Below are 18,681 nucleotides of genomic sequence, written 5' to 3'. Positions count from 1 at the left end.
CCGTGTCGCCGAAGCCGCGCGTCGCGAGCGCCGGCGTGCCGATGCGCAGGCCCGAGGTGACCATCGGCGGGCAGGAGTCGGGGAGGCGGTCGCCTCGATCCCTCTCGACGCCGGTGCGCCGACGGGATCGTGGGACGGCTTTTGTTGCGGCGGGCGTCCCGTCCTCCCGGGGGTCGCGCGCGTCGCTCCGGCATCGTCCGACGCGGCCCGTCCGGCCACGGCCGGCACCGTGCTCCTCGGAGCGGCGCCGGAACCCCTGGACCGCCCCGCCGGATCGCCGTCCGCTGCACTCGTCCGGTCCGCGGCCTCCGGGTCCGTCTCCGGTCGGTCGGCGCTCGCCGTCGCTCCTCCGCTCGACGCCGGCGCAGCCGCCTCGGCCGTTGCGCGCTCGTCCACCCGCGCGGAGGCGTCCTCCGCCGCCACGAGCGCGCCGCCCCCGTTCCCGGACAGCAGCACCGCGCCGACGACTCCCGCGACCGCGAGTGCCGCCGCAGCGGACGCGGCGACGACCACTCCTGTTCCGCTGCCCACTCTCGACGCCCTTACCGCCGATGCGCGGACCGCGCTCGACGCCCGGACCGCGCTCGGCAGCGGACCGGAGGCCGCGCCGGAGCCCCCGCCCGCCGCCCAGGCGGCTGCGCCGCTCACCCCGGCGGTCAGCGGCAGCAGCACCGACGCGAGGCGGCGCGCAGTGCTCTCGGCCTCCGCCAGCGCCTCCCGGCAGGAGAGGCACCCGTCCAGGTGCCGGTCGATGCGGTGCCTGTCCCGGACGGGGGCTCGTCCTCGCGCGTACGTCCCCGCCCGCTCGAGCACCCACTCGCACTCGCCCGTCGCCGAGGCGTCCGCCACGTGCTCCCGGATCCACGCGGAGCGCAGCCCCTCCCGCGCCCGCACCCCGAGCGCTGCGACCGCGTTGGGCCGCAGGCCCATCAGCGGTGCGGCGGCGGCGGGGGACAGGCCCTCCACCTCCGTGTACCAGAGCACCTCCTGCCAGCGCGGCGGCAGCGCCCGGAACGCGCGCGCGCCCAGGTCGCGCTCGAGGGCGGCGAGGGCGTGCGCCTCGGGATCGGGGCCGGCAGAGGGGAGGGCGCGGTCGGCCTCGTCGAACGGCCGCTCGTGCCGGTCCCGCCGGGCCCAGGATCCCGCGACGTTGCGGACGGCGGTGAAGAAGTAGGGGCGGAAGGCGCCCTCGGGTCCGCCGCCGCGCTCGATCGCCCGCAGGACGCGGAGGAACGCCTCCGAGACCAGGTCGTCGGGGTCGGAGCTGCTCGCCCACGCCCGGGCCACGGTGCGCCCGGCCGAGGAGTGGCGGCGCCAGAGCTCGGAGACCGCGTCGGTGCGGCCCTCCCGGACCAGCGCGACGAGCTCCTCGTCGCTGCGGCCGTCGATGCGCTCGGAGCGGCGTCGAGGACTCACGGCGACGCCCTCCCTCCCGGTCCCGCGCCGGGACCGCCCGAGGGATCGTCGCACGATCGCGCGTGCCCGCCCCCGACTGGCGCGACTCCCGCGCCACCCGGCCTGCTTGCTAGAGTGAGCCCGCCGCGACTGGCGTTCGGATGGGTGACCATCAGGGAGCGGCACCTCCTCCGGGGCAGCGCCCCGGACACTTTTCCCGCCGCACGCCTGGGCTGGAACGGATACCGTAGATCGGGTCGCCCGAACGAGCCGTGTCGCGCCGCCGCGACCTGCCGGGCCCCTTCCGTTTCCCAGCCAAGGAGCGTCCGTGTCCTCTTCCCCCGCCAGCCCCGGCGTCGCCGCCTCGTTCGACCAGCCCGTGTCGGTGGTCGACCCCGAGATCGCCGCCGTGCTCCAGCAGGAGCTCGACCGCCAGCGCGGCTACCTCGAGATGATCGCGAGCGAGAACTTCGTGCCGCGCGCGATCCTCGAGTCGCAGGGCTCCGTCCTGACCAACAAGTACGCAGAGGGCTACCCCGGCCGCCGCTACTACGGCGGCTGCGAGTACGTCGACATCGCCGAGCAGCTCGCGATCGACCGCGCCAAGGCCCTCTTCGGCGCCGAGTTCGCCAACGTCCAGCCGCACTCCGGAGCCTCCGCCAACGCCGCGGCGCTCGCCGCGCTCGTGCAGCCCGGAGACACCATCCTCGGCCTCGAGCTCGCGCACGGCGGCCACCTGACCCACGGCATGAAGCTGAACTTCTCGGGCAAGCTCTACAACGCGACCGCGTACGGCGTCGACCCGCAGACCTTCCGCATCGACATGGACGCGGTCCGCGAGAAGGCCCTCGAGGTCCGCCCGCAGGTGCTCATCGCCGGCTGGTCCGCCTACCCCCGTCAGCTCGACTTCGAGGCGTTCCGCGCCATCGCCGACGAGGTCGGCGCGAAGCTCTGGGTCGACATGGCCCACTTCGCAGGCCTCGTGGCGGCGGGGCTGCACCCGTCGCCGGTGCCCTACGCCGACGTCGTGACCACCACCGTCCACAAGACGCTGGCCGGCCCGCGCTCGGGGCTCATCCTCGCGAAGCAGGAGTACGCCAAGAAGCTGAACTCGGCCGTCTTCCCCGGCCAGCAGGGCGGCCCGCTCATGCACGTGATCGCCGCGAAGGCGACCGCGTTCAAGCTCGCCGGCGAGCCCGAGTTCGCCGATCGCCAGGCACGCACCATCCGCGGCGCGCAGATCCTCGCCGAGCGCCTCACGGCGGCCGACTCGAAGGCCGAGGGCATCGACGTCCTGACCGGCGGCACGGACGTCCACCTCGTCCTCGCCGACCTGCGCGCCTCGCCGCTGGACGGCAAGCAGGCCGAGGACCGCCTCCACGAGGTCGGCATCACGGTCAACCGCAACGCCGTGCCGTTCGACCCCCGCCCGCCGATGGTCACCTCGGGCCTGCGCATCGGCACGCCGGCGCTCGCGACGCGCGGCTTCGGCGACACGGAGTTCACCGAGGTCGCCGACGTCATCGCCGAGGCGCTCAAGCCCTCGGCCGACCTCGAGGCGCTGCGCGGCCGTGTCGCCCGCCTCACCGACGACTTCCCGCTCTACCCCGGGCTGTAGTCGATCCGCTGCACCACCCGCGCGGCGGAGGACGGGGCACCGCCCCCCTCCGCCGCGCCACGACCGAGGAGCCCGAGATGACGGCACAGGTACTCGACGGCGTCGCGACGGCGACGGCGGTCAAGACGGAGATCGCGGAGCGGGTCGCCGCTCTGCGCGAGCGGGGCGTCGTGCCCGGGCTCGGCACGCTGCTGGTGGGGGACGATCCCGCCTCCCGCTCGTACGTCGCGGGCAAGCACCGCGACTGCGCGGAGGTCGGGATCGAGTCGATCCGCGTGGACCTCCCCGCGACCGCGTCGGCGGACGACATCCGCGCCGCCATCCGGCAGCTCAACGACTCGGAGGCCGTGACCGGGTACATCATCCAGCTCCCGCTGCCGAAGGGCATCGACGAGAACGCGATGCTCGAGCTCATGGATCCGGACAAGGACGCCGACGGCCTGCACCCCACCAACCTCGGCCGCCTGGTGCTCGGCGTCGAGGGTGAGCTGGACAGCCCGCTGCCCTGCACGCCGAACGGGATCGTCGAGATGCTGCAGCGCCACGGCATCCCGACCTCGGGCCGGCATGTCGTCGTCGTGGGCCGCGGGCTCACCGTCGGCCGTCCGCTCGGGCTCCTGCTCACGCGGAAGGGCCTCGACGCCACCGTGACCCTCACCCACTCCCGCACGGCCGATCTCGCCGCGGAGGTGCGCCGCGCCGACATCGTGGTGGCCGCCGTGGGCGTGCCCGGGCTCATCCGCGCCGACTGGGTGAAGCCCGGCGCCGCCGTGCTCGACGTGGGCATCACGCGGGTCGAGAACCCGGAGACGGGCCGCGCGAAGCTGACCGGCGACGTCTCACCGGAGGTGGCGGAGGTCGCGGGCTGGCTCTCGCCCGTGCCCGGCGGCGTCGGCCCGATGACGCGCGCGATGCTCATCCACAACGTGGTGACGGCGGCCGAGCGCGCCCTGCGCTGACCGGTCCCGCGCCACAGGACCCGCGCCGGACCGCGCTCGGGGGCGACGTCCAGTCGCCTGCCGGTAGCGTGGCCCGGCGCTCTCGCGTCCCCCACCCCGTCGGACACGTCCTCGGAGCGCGCCCCGCCCTACGAGGAGAACCCATGCTCACCGTCACCGCCTACGCCGCCCCCTCCGCGACCGAGCCGCTCGTCCCCACCACCATCGAGCGCCGTGACGTCGGACCGCACGACGTGCTCATCGAGATCGCCTATTCCGGCATCTGCCACTCCGACATCCACACCGTCCGCGGCGACTGGGGTCCGGTGGCGTACCCGCTGACCGTCGGCCACGAGATCGTCGGCGTCGTCGCCGAGGTCGGCTCCGAGGTCACCAAGCACTCCGTCGGCGACCGCGTCGGCGTCGGCTGCATGGTGAACTCCTGCCGCGAGTGCGAGAACTGCCTCGCGGGCGAGGAGCAGTACTGCCTGAAGGGCAACACCGGTACCTACGCCTCCGTCGACCGCGACGGCACCATCACCCAGGGTGGCTACTCCACGCACGTCGTCGTCGTCGAGGACTTCGTGCTCCGCGTCCCGGAGTCGATCCCCTACGAGGCAGCCGCCCCGCTGCTGTGCGCGGGCATCACGACCTACTCGCCGCTCTCGCACTGGGAGGCGGGCCCCGGCAAGCGAGTGGCCGTCGTCGGCCTCGGCGGGCTCGGCCACATGGCCGTCAAGTTCGCGCACGCGATGGGCGCCGAGGTCACCGTGCTCTCGCAGACCCTCAGCAAGAAGGAGGACGGCCTCCGTCTGGGCGCCGACCACTACTACGCGACGCGCGACGAGGCGACCTTCACCGGTCTCGCGAACACCTTCGACCTGATCGTCAACACGGTCAGCGCGCCCCTCGACCTCGACGCCTACCTGGGGCTCCTGCGCCGCAACGGCACGATGGTGAACGTGGGCGCTCCGGCCGAGGCGCTGCCGCTGCACGTCTTCACGCTCTTCGGCGCCCGTCGCTCCTTCGCGGGCTCGGGCATCGGCGGCATCCGCGAGACCCAGGAGATGCTCGACTTCTGCGCCGAGAAGGGCATCGCGAGCGAGGTCGAGGTCGTCTCGGCCTCGCAGATCAACGAGGCCTACGAGCGCGTCCTCGCCTCGGACGTCCGCTACCGCTTCGTGATCGACGCCTCCACGTTCGAGAAGTGAGCGCGGCCGGGGCGCTAGCCTCGGCGGCATGAGCGAACGGAGCCACCCGGCCGTCGACCGCGTCCTCGCCGACCTCGACCGGCACGGTGTGCATCCGACCGTGCACTGGCTCGACTCGGCCGCGTCGACGGCCGCGCTGGCGGCAGAGGCGCTGGGCGTCGACGTCGGTCAGATCGCGAACTCGCTCGTGTTCCTGCTCGACGGTGCGCCGCTGCTGGTCCTGACCAGCGGCGGCCACCGCGTCGACACCGCGTGGCTGGGCGTGCAGCTCGGCGGATCGGTCACCCGGGCGCCGGCCGCCGACGTGAAGTCCGCGACGGGCCAGACGATCGGCGGGATCGCGCCGGTCGGTCATCCCGCGCCGCTGCGCACCGTGGTCGACACGGCCCTCGCCGCCTCCGACGTGGTCTGGGCTGCGGCCGGGCACGCGCACACCGTCTACCCGACGAGCTTCGCCGAGCTGGTCCGGGTCACCGGGGGAGAAGCGCGCGCCGTCGTTCCGCCGGATCCGGCGCCGTAGCGGCTGGACGAGGAACGCCCCCTGCGACGCGAGGTCGCAGGAGGCGTCGACGGGAGCAGAGGTCAGAGCACGCGGCCCGCGCCGTCGGCGGCCGTGACCAGGAAGAGCTCCGGAGTCGTGAAGCCCTTCTCGGCGAAGGCGGCGAGGACCGCGGCGCGGACCTCCTCCTCCTTCTCCACCGGGGTGAGGGCGATCGCGGAGCCGCCGAAGCCGCCGCCGGTCATCCGGGCGCCGATCGCTCCGGCGCCGCGCGCCGCCTCGACGGCGGTGTCGAGCTCGGGCACCGAGATCTCGAAGTCGTCGCGGAGTGAGACGTGGCCGGCGTCGAGCAGATCGCCGATCGCCCGGGGACCGTGCTCGCGCAGGGTGCGGACGGTCTCGAGCACGCGGACGTCCTCGGTCACGACGTGCTTCACGCGCCGGTAGGTGACGTCGTCGAGGAGCTCCTGGGCGCGCGGCAGGTCGTCGACCGTCAGCTCGCGGAGCGACGGCACGCCGAGGGTCGCGGCGCCGAGCTCGCAGGAGGCGCGCCGCTCGGCGTAGCCGCCGGTGGCGTGCGCGTGCTCGACGCGCGTGTCGACGACGAGCAGGACGAGGCCGGCCTCCTCGAAGCCGAGGGGGACGACCTCGGTGTCGAGGCTGCGGCAGTCCAGGAACACCGCGGCGTCGCGCTTCCCGAAGAGGGAGGCGGACTCGTCCATGATCCCGGTGGGGGCGCCGACCGCGACGTTCTCGGCGCGACGGCCGACGCGGGCCATCGTCGCGCGGTCGAAGCCGAGGTCCCAGAGCTCGTCGAGGGCGACGGCCATCGCGCACATCAGCGCCGCCGAGCTCGAGAGCCCCGCGCCGACCGGCACGTCGGAGTCGACGTACGCGTCGAAGCCCGAGCGGGAGCCCAGGTCGACGCCGTACTCGGTGAGCGCCCAGACCACGCCGAGCGGGTAGGCCGACCAGCCGGTCACGGCGCCGGGGCCGAGCTCGTCGAGAGCGACCTCGACCACCTCGGGGGAGAAGGCGCTGCTGATCCGGATCAGGCGGTCCTCCCTCGGAGCGACGGCCATCGCCGTGGCGCGGTCGATCGCGAAGGGGAAGACGAAGCCGTCGTTGTAGTCGGTGTGCTCGCCGATCAGGTTCACGCGGCCGGGGCCGGCCCAGACGCCCGCGGCGGGGCGGCCGAAGGTGCGCTCGAAGGCGGCGGCCGCGCTCTCGGCGACGGCGGTCAGGGATGCGGGAGCGGCGGTCATCGGTTCTCCTCGGCGATGTCGGCGGCGGTGGTGGCGGGAGTGGCGGCGCCGCCGGGAAGCGAGTCGTCGCTGTGCGCGGCGACCGGCAGCGCCGCGTCGGGGCGCTGTGCGATCCCGGCCTCGAGCACGGCCGCTTCGGCCCGCTCGATCGCCGCGCGCAGGGCCGCGGAGCTCGTCTCGGGGGCGATGTCGCCGATCCAGGCGCCCATCGCGGCCTCGCTCCCCGCGAGGTACTTGAGCTTCGTCTCGGCGCGGCGGGGCGAGGTGATCTGGAGCATCAGGCGCACCTCGTCGCGGCGCTCGTGCACCGGGGCCTGGTGCCAGGCGGCGATGTAGGGCGTCGGGGTGTCGTAGAGGGCGTCGATGCCGCGGAGCAGGCGCTGGTACATCACAGCCAGCTCGTCGCGCTCCTCCGGGGTCGTCGCCGCCAGGTCCGGGACGTGGCGGTGCGGCAGGAGGTGCACCTCGACGGGCCAGCGCGCGGCGAACGGCACGAACGCGGTGAAGTGCTCGCCGCGGAGGAGGACGCGCTCGCCGGCCTGCTCGAAGGCGAGGACGTCGGCGAACATCGACGGCCCGTAGCTGTCGAGCGAGGCGAGCAGGCGGGTCGTGCGCGGCGTGACGTAGGGGTAGGAGTAGATCTGCCCGTGGGGATGGTGCAGCGTGACGCCGATCGCCTCGCCGCGGTTCTCGAACGGGAAGACCTGCTGCACGCCGGGAAGGGCCGAGAGGGCGCCCACGCGGTCGGCCCAGGCCTCGACCACGGTCCGGGCTCGGGAGGCGCTGAGCGTGGCGAACGAGCCCTCGTGCTCGGGGCTGAAGCAGACGACCTCGCAGCGGCCGACGCTGGTCAGCGTCCGGCCGAGCCCGAGAGTGCGCAAGTCCTCCAGGGAGGCGGGCGCGTCCGCGTCCTCGAGGAGCGGGCCGAAGGAGGGGGAGCGGTTCTCGAAGACGGCGACGTCGTAGCGGCTGGGCACCTCCGACGGGTTCGTCGGCGACGCCGGGGCGAGCGGATCGAGCTCGGCCGGCGGCAGGAACACGCGGTTCTGGCGCGACGCGGCGATGGAGACCCACTCGCCGGTCAGCACGTCCTGGCGCATCCGCGCGGTGGCAGGGCGGGGGTCGAGGTGGCGGGCGTCGGCGGCGCGCTCCGGGGGGAGGGTCGTGTCGGCGTCGTCGAAGTAGAGGAGCTCGCGGCCGTCGGCCAGCGTGTGCGGGCGCTTGACGACGCCGGCGGAGAGTGTGATCGCTTCGTTCATGGCAGGAGTCAGACTAGGGCCGCACCTTCGAAAAGGAAAGCTCGTTTTCCCTTTGACAAGTCCACCGGCCCGCGGGCACGATGGGCGGATGAGGACGGACGGCGAGCAGGAGTCCACGTCGGCGATCGAGCGCCGGCTGCGGCTGCGTCTGGCCGCCGAGAGCTCGGGCTTCGTCGGGGTCGCCCCGATGGCCGACATGCTCGGGGTCTCGGTCGTCACGGTCCGCTCCGATCTCGCCCTGCTCGCGAGCGAGGGCGTCCTCCAGCGGGTGCGCGGAGGGGCGATCCCGGCGCCGAGGCCCACCGGTGAGCGCTCGCTCGAGGAGGGCCTGAGCGCCGCCTCCGACGAGAAGGCCGCGATCGGCGAGGAGGCCGCCGCCTCCGTCTCCTCCGGGCAGAGCATCGTGCTCGACGTGGGCACCACCCCGCTCGCCATCGCGCACGCGCTCGTGGCGCGGGAGGAGCTGCGCGACGTCACGGTGATCACGAACGGCCTCTCCACGGCGCTGGCGCTCGAGCCGGCCATCCCGCGCTTCACGGTCGTCGTCACCGGGGGCACTCTGCGGCCGCTGCAGCACTCGCTGGTCGAGCCGCTCGCGTCCGAGCTGCTCGAGCGGATCCGCGCCGACATCGCCTTCATCGGCTGCACCGGCGTGCACCCCGAGGCCGGCGTCACCAACGTCAACCTCCCGGAGGCGACCCTGAAGCGCCGGATGCTGCAGGCGGCGACCCGCCGGGTCGTGGTCGCGGACTCCTCGAAGCTCGGAGTGGTCGACCTCGGCCGGGTCGCCGCTCCCGACGAGTTCGACCGTCTGCTCACGGGGGCGGGGGCCGCCGACGGAGTCGTCGCCGCTCTGGAGGAGGCGGGGCTCGCGGTCACCCGCTGCCGGACGCTCGGCGAGCGCGTCAGTCCGTAGGATCGAGGAATGGCCGACTTCACCCCCGCCCCCGCCACCGGGCGCCAGTTCTCGCTCGACCTCACCGCCGAGGGACGCACCCTGCACGCCGTCGTGACGGAGGTGGCCGCAGCGCTGCGCCACCTCTCGGTCGACGGAGTGGAGATCACCGCCTCCTACCCGGAGAGCACCGTCCCGCCGTTCGGCTCGGGCATCGTCCTGATGCCCTGGCCCAACCGCGTCAAGGACGGGCGCTGGCACCACCGCGGCGAGACGCTCCAGCTCGCGATCACCGAGCCGAAGTACCACAACGCCATCCACGGCCTCCTGGTGAGCACCCCGTACCGCCTCGTCGACCAGGGCCCGTCCTTCGTCGAGCTGGCCGCGCCGGTCGTGCCGCAGGCGGGCTACCCGTTCCACCTCGAGACCTCGGTCCGCTACGAGCTGCAGGCCGACGGGCTGAAGGTCGTCCACCGCGTCGTCAACGTCGGAGCCGACGAGGCGCCCGTCGCCATCGGCACGCACCCCTTCCTCGCCATCGGCGACGTCCCGACCGACGAGCTCGAGATCACCGTCGACGCGGCGGTGCACATCGAGGTCGACGAGCGCCTCAACCCCACCGTGCAGAACCCGGTCGAGGGCACCGAGTGGGACCTCCGCTCCGGCCGCCGCATCGGCGACCTCGAGCTCGACGACGCCTGGGCCGACGTCCGGATGGTCGACGGCGAGAGCGTGCACGGCCTCCGCGCCGCGGACGGCCGCCGCGTGCTCCTCTGGGCCGACGCCTCGCACAACTTCATCCAGGTCTTCATCACCCGGATCTTCCCCGACGGCGACGACGTGAAGACCGCGATCGCCGTGGAGCCGATGACCGCTCCCGCCGAGGCGTTCAACAGCGGGCAGGGCCTGCGCTGGCTCGAGCCGGGCGAGGAGTGGACCGTCGCGTGGGGCATCCGCCACGAGGGGTTCCCCACCGCGTCATGACCACCCTCGCGGCGGTCGGGCGCGACGACGAGGCCAAGCGCGTCGCTCTCGTCCGGATGAAGCGGCTCGCCACGGGCCTGCTCGTGGTGATGGCCGTCGTCTTCGCCGTGTCGTTCGCCCTGCAGGAGCGCTACCCGTGGCTGCAGTGGGTCCGGGCCGCGAGCGAGGGCGGGATGGTCGGCGCGCTCGCCGACTGGTTCGCCGTGACCGCGCTGTTCCGGCGGCCGCTGGGCCTGCCGATCCCGCACACCGCGATCATCCCGACCAAGAAGGACGAGATCGGCGCGAGCCTCGCGCAGTTCGTCGAGGAGAACTTCCTCCGCGGCGCCATCGTGCGCGAGAAGCTCGACTCCTTCGGGATCGCCCGGCGGGCGGGGCTGTGGCTCGCCGAGCCGGAGAACGCGCACCGGGTCGGCGGCGAGAGCGCCGCGGCCGTCCGCTCGGCGATCGCCCTGCTGGACGACTCCGACGTGCAGCGCGTGATCGAGGCGCTGGCACGGCGCCACCTCCTCGACCCGCAGTGGGGCCCGCCGCTGGGCTCGCTGGTGGGCAGCGTGGTCGAGGCGGGCCACCACCGGCGCCTCGTGGACACGCTGGTGGAGCAGGCGGAGGCGTGGCTGACCGCGAACCCGCAGAGCTTCACCCGCATGGTCAGCGGCCGCCTGCCGAGCTGGCTGCCCTCCGCGGTCAGCCGAGCGGTGGACGAGCGGCTGTACCGCGAGGCGCTCGTCTTCGTCGCCGCGGTGCGCGAGGACCAGGTGCACCCGTTCCGGATCGCGATCGACGGCTACCTCGCCACGCTGGCGCAGGATCTGGGCACAGACCCCGACCTGATCGCCCGGGTCGAGGAGATCAAGAACCGCGCCTTCGACAGCCCGCGCGTCCGCGAGCTCGCCGGGGACGCCTGGGAGGCGACGAAGGCCTCCCTCCTCGGCGCGATGGACGACCCGTCGAGCCCCCTCCGCGGCAGCATCGAGTCGATCGTGGTCGATCTGGGCCGCCGGCTCTCGACCGACGCCGGTCTCGCGGCGACCGTCGACTCCTGGATCGGATCGGTCGCGGCCAACCTGGTCGACCGCTACCGCACCGACATCGCCAGCATCATCGGCGACACCATCCACCGCTGGGACCCGCGTGAGACGTCCGAGAAGCTCGAGCTGCAGGTCGGGAAGGACCTCCAGTTCATCCGGATCAACGGCACCGTCGTGGGCTCCCTGGCCGGGCTGGTCATCTTCACCGTCGCGCACGCGCTGCTCGGCTCGTGAAGCGGGGCGCCCGGGCCCGCTCCGCAAGCCCTCGTCGGCGTCGGTGGTCGGGCGTACGGTCGCACCATGAGCGATGACAACACCACCGATCCCGATGTCAAGACCGAGGGCGACGTCCTCGGCGCCCGTGCCGACGACGGCAGCGACACCAGCGCCAGCAAGGACCCGTCCGACTGGGTCACCGGCGACGAGCCGATGACCGGCCCGCAGCGCAGCTACCTCGACACCCTCGCGCGCGAGGCGGGCGAGACCCTGCCCGCCGACCTCACCAAGGCCCAGGCCTCCGAGCACATCGACCGCCTGCAGTCCTCCACGGGCCGTGGCGACGGCAGCAACGGGCACGACTGATCCCGCCGGGGCGCCCCGGGGCTGAGCATCAGTCCCCGTCGGCGCCCCCGTCCGGGGCGCGCACACCGCGCCCCGGCGTCCCTAGGGTTCCGTCATGGCGATCTCCCGCACCACGCGCAACGCCCTCGACCTCATCGACGCGATCCGGATCCCCGGCCGCATCGATCCCCGTCTGGCCCGGCAGGTGACCCTGTCCCTCCGCCAGCTCCTCGAATCCGGAGCCTTCGGCCCGAGCGAGCGGCTCCTCCGCCGCCGCGCGAGGAGGCTCCGCTCCCGCACCCGCGAAGCGGCCGCGTTCCGGCAGACGCGCCCGGCCGGCTGCACCGTCCACCCCTGAGCCTGCTGAACGGAGCCGCTCCGCTGTGACCGGCGACGGGACAGACACCGTCCGCGCGGTCGTCTAGAGTTCCTGGCATCCGGTCCGCCGGATGCCCGCCGCAGTCTCCCGGCCGGTCGACAACGGAGTCGTCCCGGTGCGGGTCATCCCCCCGTTCGCGCGTCGAACGTTCCGCTGGTTCCAGCACCCCGCTCCCTCCTCGAGAAGGGACTCCCGCGATGACGACCCGCGTCTCGCACACCGCGACCACTGTCCGCCTCGTCCGCTGGTACCGGATCGACTCCGACTGGCTCTCGGAGGTCGTCACCGGCCGCCTGCTCGAGCACCAGGACGGCCGCTGGCGCCTGCTCGTCGGCGAGAAGGTCCGTGACTACCCGGACGAGGTGTGGTCGCTCTGCCACGAGTGACGCCGTCGCGGAGCACCGCGGCCCGGACGAGGCGTCAGAGGTAGAGGTAGTACGTCTTCGCGCAGTCCGTCGAGCAGAACGGGTCACGGCGGCGGGCCGGCCGGACGCGGCACGCCTCGCACAGCCGAGGCCGGCGCAGGAGGACGCGGAGGACGGTCAGCACCTCTGCACGGTAGTGCGGCGACCTGGCTGCGCCCTGGCACTGTCCGGAAAGCGCGACCAGGCGGTCGAGTGGTGGGCCCCGTCGGGCTCGAACCGACGACCCGCGGATTAAAAGTCCGCTGCTCTGCCAACTGAGCTAGAGGCCCGCGCGCTCCAGGGTAGCGGGCCGTCGACGCCCCCGGAGCAGGTGCGGCCCGGAGCAGGTGCGGCCCGTAGCGCGGACGATCCCGGAGCGGACCGCGTCCTCCGCGCGGGCATACCCGCCCAGCCGCGGGCGTTACCCTCCTCGAACCCCCTACGGAGCGCGAGCGCGAGAGCGTCCGCGCGCACGACCGCGGAAGGCGGCCCCATGACAGACGGCTTCCACAAGCCGACCAAGTTCCCCTCCCACGTCTTCGAGGCGTTCCAGGGAGGAGAGGACCCGGCGCAGATCAGCCGTGTCGCCCACGAGACCGCGATCGCGCTGCTGAGCCGTGTCCGGAACGACCCCGACCCGGTGGTCATCGACCGCCTGGTCGAGTACACCGACCACAACGGCATCGACGCGCTCGCCGAGCTCTGGGCGCGCTCCAGCGCGGCGAGCCTGCCGGGCGCCCTCTGGCGGATCTACCTGCTGCGGCTGGTCATCCGGCAGGACCCGGAGAGCACGAGCTTCCTCTACCAGCGCGGAGTCGAGCTGTCCGCCACGATCGACCCGGTGGTCGCCGGAGCCAGCACTCCCACGGGGCCGGCCGAGATCACCGAGCTGGCCGACCGGATCCTCCGCGGCGTCTTCGACGGCGACTTCGCGGTGGCACTGGACCGCGCCGCGGCGTTCTGCCGCGTGAGCGCCTCCGGAGCCGTCTCGGTCGCCGACGACGTGGAGCCGGTGAACCCCGCCCGGGCGAGCGAGCTGACCACCCGCGCCCTGCGCCTCTCGACCACCGCGGCCGAGCTCGTGAGCTGCGCGCGGCTGTGGCGGAGCGACTCCCTGGAGTGACGCGCAACCCGCGTTCACCCATTGCGAACGCCGCTCGCCGCCACCGCGGAGGCCTTTGGTAGACTGGCGGAAGCCGGATCGCAGTAACCCCGGGCTCCACTTATAGCCGCTTCGAGCGGCCTCGCGCCGAGAGGCGTTCCTGCGGTCCGGCCCCTTCTCTGCTCGCATCGAGGCCACGGTGCGCGAGGCGAGGGCCCAGGAGGAGTCGATCCTCGCCCGAGTCCCCACAGACAGGCGCCAGCGGAATGAAGAACAGCAGAGCTCTCCGGATCGGCGCGCGCGTCTGGGCGGGGACGGGGCTGCTGGTCGTCGCCGCCCTCTACCTCCTCGCCGCGCCGAGCGTCGACGACGCGGAGGGCGCCCAGTTCGCCGCGGGGGTCTCGCTCTCGCAGGGCACGGTGATGCGCGTCCTCGCGGTCCTCGACGTGCTCGCCGGGCTCTGGGTCCTCATCCGCCCGCGCAGCTATCCGGGCATCACCGCTGCGGCGGTGGCCGTGATCTCGCTCTGGCTGGCCCCCCGGCTGGGCGACCCCGCGCTCGTGCCGATCGGCACGTTGGCGCTGGATGTCCGATTCGTGACGCACCCGATCGAGGTGTCGGTCGTCGTTGCAGGCCTGGCCGTGACAGCCTTCTGGATGACGCGGAATCTTTCAGCCCGGGCGCGGGCGAGGCGGGGCTGATGACGGACGACACCACAGCGGAGGCGGCTGTCCTCCTCGAGCGCATCGCCGGGGGAGAGCAGGCCGCGTTCGCCGCGCTCTACGACCAGATGGCCGGCCGGGTCCTCGGCCTGATCATCCGCGTCCTCGTCGACCGCTCCCAGTCCGAGGAGGTGGCCCAGGAGGTCTTCCTCGAGATCTGGCAAACCGCTGGGCGTTTCGCTCCGAATAAAGGAAGCGCGACGACCTGGATCCTCACGATGGCACACCGCAGGGCCATCGACAGGGTCCGCGCGGCTCAAGCCGGCCGTGATCGGGACATGCGCATCGGAATCCGAGACCTCGGACGCGACTACGACCAGGTCTCCGAGCAGGCGGAGGTGTCCCTCGAGCACGAGAAGGTCGCGGCCGCCATGGGCCGCCTGACGGAACTGCAGCGGCAGGCGCTGCAGCTCGCTTACTACGGCGGATACTCGCACAGCGAGATCGCGGGGATCCTGCAGTGCCCCGTGGGAACCGTCAAGACACGCCTGCGTGACGGAATGATCAGACTTCGAGAAGAGATGGGGGTGGCCCTGTGAACGATGTGCGACTCCCCGACGGGATGGACGACCCGCGCGATCTCGCGGCGGGTCACGCACTGGGCATCCTGACGCCCGAGGAGCAGGAGCGCTACGAGCGCTTCCTCTCCGAGCACCCGGAGGCGCGCGGCGAGGCCGACGCGTTCGCCGAGGTGGCGGAGGCGCTGGTCGCCGACGCACCCGCCGTGGAGCCCTCGCCGGGCTTCAAGGCCGACCTGATGGCGCTCATCGCCACCACTCCGCAGCTGCCGCTGGAGGAGCCCGACGAGGACCACGAGGCGCCCGCCGCGCCCCGTCTTGTCCCCGTCGCCTCCGAGGGCGAGCGGAGCGGTCCGACGGCTCGCCGGGACGGTGGCGGCAGCGCCGCGAACCGCGCACGGAGCCGCTGGTTCGCCCGCCCCGCGGTCTACCTCTCGGCGGCCGCGGCCGCCGCGGTGATCGTGGTCGGCGGAGTGACCCTTCCGCCGCTGCTCTCGTCCGGCCCCGGCCAGACGCAGCAGCAGACGGCTCTGGAGCAGATCCGCAGCGCCCCCGACGCGCAGGAGACGACCGGCACGGTCGCCACCGGCGAGCAGGCGACGCTGGTCTGGTCGAGCTCGCTCGGCCGCTCCGCCCTCGTGGTGGACGACCTGGCGCCGCTGCCGGAGGACAAGACCTACGAGCTCTGGTACATCGGCTCATCCGGTCCGGTCGCCGCAGGGACGTTCGACGGGGGAGAGGGCAGCACCGTGGCCCCGCTCGAGGGGAGCCTGACCGAGGGCGGAGTCGTCGCCGTGACGGTCGAGGACGCCGGCGGCTCGCCGACTCCGACCACCGATCCGATACTGGCGATCGACATCGCCTGACGGCCCGAGAACGAGAAGAGCCGCACTCCCATGACGGAGTGCGGCTCTTCTCGTTCCCGGAGGGAACGCGGTGGAACGAGAGCGAGCCGCGACCCCGGAGGGACGCGGCTCGCTCTCGTCTGCGGCGGATCAGCCGAAGCGGCCCGAGACGTAGTCCTCGGTCGCCTGGACGGACGGCCGCGAGAACATCGTCGCGGTGTCGTCGTACTCGATGAGCTTGCCCGGCTTGCCGGTGCCCGCGATGTTGAAGAACGCGGTGCGGTCCGAGACGCGCGAGGCCTGCTGCATGTTGTGGGTCACGATGACGATCGTGTAGTCGTTCTTGAGCTCCTCGATGAGGTCCTCGATCGCGAGGGTCGAGATCGGGTCGAGGGCGGAGCAGGGCTCGTCCATCAGGAGGACGTCGGGGGAGACGGCGATGGCGCGGGCGATGCACAGACGCTGCTGCTGGCCGCCGGAGAGACCGGAGCCCGGCTTGTCGAGGCGGTCCTTCACCTCGTTCCAGAGGTTCGCGCCCTGGAGCGAGCGCTCGACGAGCGCGTCCGCGTCCGACTTCGAGATGCGGCGGTTGTTGAGCTTCACGCCGGCCAGCACGTTGTCCCGGATGGACATCGTCGGGAACGGGTTGGGGCGCTGGAAGACCATGCCCACCTGCCGGCGGACCTGCACCGGGTCGACGCCCGGGCCGTACAGGTTGTTGCCGTCGATCAGGACCTCGCCCTCGACGTGCGCGCCGGGGATGACCTCGTGCATGCGGTTGAGCGTGCGGAGGAAGGTCGACTTGCCGCAGCCGGACGGGCCGATGAAGGCGGTGACCGTGCGGGGCTCGATGGCGAGCGAGACGCCCTCCACCGCGAGGAACTGGCTGTAGTAGACGTTGAGGTCGTTGACCTCGATGCGCTTGGACATTGCTTCCTTCGGGGATTCCGGCCGGAGCCGAGTGGTGGGTGTCAGCGGCCGAGCTTGGGGGCGAAGATCTTCGCGATCAGGCGGGCGACCAGGTTCAGCGCCATGACGATCAGGATGAGGGCCAGCGCGCCGGTCCAGGCCCTGTTGAGGAACGCCTCGGCGTCGGGGCCCTGGTTCGCGTACTGCGTGTAGACGAAGACCGGGAGGGTCATCATCCGCTCGCTGAAGAGGTCGTAGTTCATCGACGCGGTGAAGCCGGCGACGATGAGCAGCGGGGCGGTCTCGCCGATGACGCGGGCGATCGCGAGGGTGATGCCCGTCGTGATGCCGGCGATGGAGGTCGGCAGCACGATCTTGACGATGGTCAGCCACTTCGGCACGCCGAGGGCGTAGGACGCCTCGCGCAGCTCGTTCGGGACCAGCTTCAGCATCTCCTCCGACGAGCGGACGACCACGGGGATCATCAGCACGGCGAGGGCGATCGAGCCGGCGAAGCCCATCCGGACGCCGGGGCCGAGGAGCAGCGCGAAGAGCGCGTAGGCGAACAGGCCCGCGACGATGGAGGGGATGCCCGTCATCACGTCGACGAAGAAGGTGATCGCCCGGGCGAGGTGGCCGCGGCCGTACTCGACGAGGTAGATCGAGGTGAGCAGGCCGATCGGCACCGAGATCAGCGCGGCCATGGCCGTGATCTCGAGCGTGCCGATGATCGCGTGGAGGGCGCCGCCGCCCGCGTCGATGACGTTGCGCATCGACGAGGAGAAGAAGAGCGGATCGAACCGCGCGACTCCGTTGGAGACGACCGTGTAGAGCAGGGAGATCAGCGGGAGCAGCGCGATGATGAACGCGGTCGCGACCAGCGAGGTCACGAGGCGGTCGACAGCCTTGCGGCCGCCCTCGACCAGGCGCGAGACCACGTAGATGGCGACGTCGAAGAGGACGGTGCCCCAGAAGATCGCGCCGACGAGGCTGAAGTCGTTCATCATGCCGGCCGCCTGGAGGATCAGGAAGACGGCGGCGAACACGACCCAGCTGCCGACGAGCAGCATCCAGGGGGTGCCCTTGGGCAGCTTGCCCGCCTGCAGCGAGAAGGGCATCGACGAGGTGGCGGCGGACATCAGTTGGCTCCCGAGAAGGCCTTGCGGCGGTTGACGATGAACCGCGCGACCGAGTTCACGACGAGGGTGATGACGAAGAGGATGAGGCCCGAGGCGACGAGGACGTTGACGCCGACTCCGCTCGCCTCCGGGAACTGCAGCGCGATGTTCGCGGCGATGGTGTTCGAGTTCTGCGAGGTGAGCAGGAGGAAGGAGACGACCGTCGCAGGCGAGAGCACCATCGCGACGGCGAGCGTCTCGCCGAGGGCCCGGCCGAGGCCGAGCATGGCGGCCGAGACGATGCCCGGGGCGCCGAAGGGCAGGACGGCCATGCGGATCATCTCCCAGCGGGTCGCGCCGAGCGCGAGCGCCGCCTCCTCGTGCAGGCGCGGGGCCTGGAGGAAGATCTCGCGGCAGACCGCGGTGATGATCGGGATGACCATGACGGCCAGCACCACCGAGGCGGTGAGGATCGTCTTGCCGGTGCCCGACGCCTGGCCGCCGAAGAGCGGGAACCAGCCGATGTTCACGTTGAGGAAGAGGTAGAAGGGCTGCACCATCGGCGCCAGCACGGTCGCGCCCCAGAGGCCGAAGACCACCGAGGGGACGGCGGCGAGGAGGTCGACCACGTAGCCGAGGGCCATCGCGATGCGGCGCGGCGCGTAGTGCGAGATGAAGAGGGCGATCGCGATCGAGAGCGGCAGGGCGATCACCAGGGCGATCACCGCCGACCAGACCGTGCCGAACACCAGCGGGCCGACGTAGGCCCAGAAGCTCGTCGCGTCGCCGGGGAGGCTGCCGGCCGGCGCGGTGAACGCGGGGATCGACTGCGCGATGAGGAAGATCGCGACGGCGGCGAGGACGAGGAGGATGAGGGAGCCGGCGGCGACGGTCGAGATCGAGAAGACCCGATCTCCGACACGCACCTTCGCCTTCGGGCGGACGACGGTCTCAGTTGCCATTCCAGGGGACTCTCTTCAGACGAGGGGGTTCGGCGGGGCGCACAGGGAGATGCTAGGGCTCGGAGG

The 18,681-nt window shown here is 72.6% G+C and carries 20 protein-coding genes, 1 tRNA gene and 1 pseudogene; 14 read left to right on the top strand and 8 right to left on the bottom strand.

Annotated elements, in window-relative coordinates:
- Positions 1 to 729: 729 nt before the first annotated feature.
- A pseudogene (locus C5C50_RS17325) lies at positions 730 to 1,416 on the bottom strand (sigma-70 family RNA polymerase sigma factor); the annotation flags it as partial.
- Between the two features lie 307 nt (positions 1,417 to 1,723).
- Here C5C50_RS17325 and glyA point away from each other — a divergent pair.
- The 4 genes from glyA to C5C50_RS10365 all read left to right on the top strand — a co-directional run bounded on the left by glyA (position 1,724) and on the right by C5C50_RS10365 (position 5,682).
- A complete protein-coding gene (glyA, locus tag C5C50_RS10380; RefSeq protein ID WP_104273399.1) occupies positions 1,724 to 3,013 on the top strand; it encodes a serine hydroxymethyltransferase in 1,290 nt (429 codons plus the stop codon).
- A gap of 77 nt (positions 3,014 to 3,090) precedes the next feature.
- The gene (locus tag C5C50_RS10375) at positions 3,091 to 3,972 is read left to right on the top strand and encodes a bifunctional methylenetetrahydrofolate dehydrogenase/methenyltetrahydrofolate cyclohydrolase (protein WP_104268348.1); all 882 of its coding nucleotides are present in this window, start codon (positions 3,091 to 3,093) and stop codon (positions 3,970 to 3,972) included.
- 143 nt (positions 3,973 to 4,115) lie between these two features.
- Positions 4,116 to 5,162, top strand: coding sequence for an NAD(P)-dependent alcohol dehydrogenase (locus C5C50_RS10370; RefSeq protein ID WP_104273398.1), 1,047 nt, complete (start codon positions 4,116 to 4,118; stop codon positions 5,160 to 5,162).
- A gap of 28 nt (positions 5,163 to 5,190) precedes the next feature.
- A complete protein-coding gene (locus C5C50_RS10365) occupies positions 5,191 to 5,682 on the top strand; it encodes a YbaK/EbsC family protein (protein ID WP_104273397.1) in 492 nt (163 codons plus the stop codon).
- A 62-nt stretch (positions 5,683 to 5,744) separates the two neighbouring features.
- Here the strand turns inward: C5C50_RS10365 and galK are convergent, their stop codons facing one another.
- Together galK and galT are read right to left on the bottom strand one after the other, a co-directional pair.
- Positions 5,745 to 6,926 carry a galactokinase gene (gene galK / locus C5C50_RS10360; protein ID WP_104224719.1) on the bottom strand — a complete coding sequence of 394 codons (1,182 nt, stop codon included), beginning with the start codon at positions 6,924 to 6,926 and terminating at the stop codon, positions 5,745 to 5,747.
- Positions 6,923 to 8,185 (bottom strand): galactose-1-phosphate uridylyltransferase, encoded by a 1,263-nt coding sequence (gene galT, locus C5C50_RS10355; RefSeq protein ID WP_104273396.1) that lies wholly within the window; start codon positions 8,183 to 8,185, stop codon positions 6,923 to 6,925. Before galT ends, galK begins: the two co-directional genes overlap by 4 nt.
- Before the next feature lie 88 nt (positions 8,186 to 8,273).
- Between galT and C5C50_RS10350 the strand changes: the two genes are divergently transcribed.
- The 6 genes from C5C50_RS10350 to C5C50_RS10325 all read left to right on the top strand — a co-directional run bounded on the left by C5C50_RS10350 (position 8,274) and on the right by C5C50_RS10325 (position 12,421).
- Positions 8,274 to 9,101, top strand: coding sequence for a DeoR/GlpR family DNA-binding transcription regulator (locus tag C5C50_RS10350; RefSeq protein ID WP_104224717.1), 828 nt, complete (start codon positions 8,274 to 8,276; stop codon positions 9,099 to 9,101).
- Positions 9,102 to 9,110: 9 nt separating this feature from the next.
- The gene (locus C5C50_RS10345; protein ID WP_104263066.1) at positions 9,111 to 10,064 is read left to right on the top strand and encodes an aldose 1-epimerase family protein; all 954 of its coding nucleotides are present in this window, start codon (positions 9,111 to 9,113) and stop codon (positions 10,062 to 10,064) included.
- Positions 10,061 to 11,329, top strand: a complete 1,269-nt coding sequence (locus C5C50_RS10340) for a DUF445 domain-containing protein (RefSeq protein ID WP_104224715.1) — start codon at positions 10,061 to 10,063, stop codon at positions 11,327 to 11,329. Before C5C50_RS10345 ends, C5C50_RS10340 begins: the two co-directional genes overlap by 4 nt.
- A 66-nt stretch (positions 11,330 to 11,395) precedes the next feature.
- Positions 11,396 to 11,677 carry a DUF3072 domain-containing protein gene (locus C5C50_RS10335; RefSeq protein ID WP_104224714.1) on the top strand — a complete coding sequence of 94 codons (282 nt, stop codon included), beginning with the start codon at positions 11,396 to 11,398 and terminating at the stop codon, positions 11,675 to 11,677.
- 94 nt (positions 11,678 to 11,771) lie between these two features.
- Positions 11,772 to 12,014 carry a hypothetical protein gene (locus C5C50_RS10330; RefSeq protein ID WP_104273395.1) on the top strand — a complete coding sequence of 81 codons (243 nt, stop codon included), beginning with the start codon at positions 11,772 to 11,774 and terminating at the stop codon, positions 12,012 to 12,014.
- Between the two features lie 218 nt (positions 12,015 to 12,232).
- Positions 12,233 to 12,421 (top strand): hypothetical protein, encoded by a 189-nt coding sequence (locus tag C5C50_RS10325; RefSeq protein ID WP_104224712.1) that lies wholly within the window; start codon positions 12,233 to 12,235, stop codon positions 12,419 to 12,421.
- A 34-nt stretch (positions 12,422 to 12,455) separates the two neighbouring features.
- Here the strand turns inward: C5C50_RS10325 and C5C50_RS17320 are convergent, their stop codons facing one another.
- Both C5C50_RS17320 and C5C50_RS10320 read right to left on the bottom strand, forming a co-directional pair.
- A complete protein-coding gene (locus tag C5C50_RS17320; protein ID WP_258059535.1) occupies positions 12,456 to 12,584 on the bottom strand; it encodes a hypothetical protein in 129 nt (42 codons plus the stop codon).
- Positions 12,585 to 12,653: 69 nt separating this feature from the next.
- Positions 12,654 to 12,729, bottom strand: a tRNA-Lys gene (locus C5C50_RS10320).
- Positions 12,730 to 12,932: 203 nt separating this feature from the next.
- Here C5C50_RS10320 and C5C50_RS10315 point away from each other — a divergent pair.
- From C5C50_RS10315 to C5C50_RS10300, 4 genes are all read left to right on the top strand, one after another.
- Complete coding sequence (locus C5C50_RS10315) at positions 12,933 to 13,562, top strand: DNA-directed RNA polymerase subunit beta (RefSeq protein ID WP_104227273.1); 630 nt, start codon at positions 12,933 to 12,935, stop codon at positions 13,560 to 13,562.
- A 245-nt stretch (positions 13,563 to 13,807) separates the two neighbouring features.
- On the top strand, positions 13,808 to 14,242 hold the full coding sequence (locus tag C5C50_RS10310; protein ID WP_104227272.1) for a hypothetical protein: 435 nt from the start codon (positions 13,808 to 13,810) through the stop codon (positions 14,240 to 14,242).
- Positions 14,242 to 14,802: an ECF RNA polymerase sigma factor SigK gene (gene sigK, locus C5C50_RS10305; RefSeq protein ID WP_104224709.1), complete on the top strand. Its 561-nt coding sequence runs from the start codon at positions 14,242 to 14,244 to the stop codon at positions 14,800 to 14,802. The genes C5C50_RS10310 and sigK overlap by 1 nt, the downstream gene beginning before the upstream one ends.
- A complete protein-coding gene (locus C5C50_RS10300) occupies positions 14,799 to 15,647 on the top strand; it encodes an anti-sigma factor domain-containing protein (protein ID WP_146076502.1) in 849 nt (282 codons plus the stop codon). The genes sigK and C5C50_RS10300 overlap by 4 nt, the downstream gene beginning before the upstream one ends.
- Positions 15,648 to 15,776: 129 nt before the next feature.
- Here the strand turns inward: C5C50_RS10300 and pstB are convergent, their stop codons facing one another.
- From pstB to pstC, 3 genes are read right to left on the bottom strand one after another with little or no spacing between them, the layout of a single operon-like run.
- Positions 15,777 to 16,556: a phosphate ABC transporter ATP-binding protein PstB gene (pstB, locus tag C5C50_RS10295; protein ID WP_104224707.1), complete on the bottom strand. Its 780-nt coding sequence runs from the start codon at positions 16,554 to 16,556 to the stop codon at positions 15,777 to 15,779.
- Positions 16,557 to 16,597: 41 nt separating this feature from the next.
- On the bottom strand, positions 16,598 to 17,674 hold the full coding sequence (pstA, locus tag C5C50_RS10290; protein ID WP_104224706.1) for a phosphate ABC transporter permease PstA: 1,077 nt from the start codon (positions 17,672 to 17,674) through the stop codon (positions 16,598 to 16,600).
- Positions 17,674 to 18,615 (bottom strand): phosphate ABC transporter permease subunit PstC, encoded by a 942-nt coding sequence (pstC, locus tag C5C50_RS10285; protein WP_104227270.1) that lies wholly within the window; start codon positions 18,613 to 18,615, stop codon positions 17,674 to 17,676. The genes pstA and pstC overlap by 1 nt, the downstream gene beginning before the upstream one ends.
- Positions 18,616 to 18,681 lie beyond the last annotated feature (66 nt).

This window comes from Rathayibacter sp. AY1D9, from assembly GCF_002932395.1.
Taxonomy (GTDB): domain Bacteria; phylum Actinomycetota; class Actinomycetes; order Actinomycetales; family Microbacteriaceae; genus Rathayibacter.
This window is presented reverse-complemented; position numbering and strand designations above follow the sequence as displayed.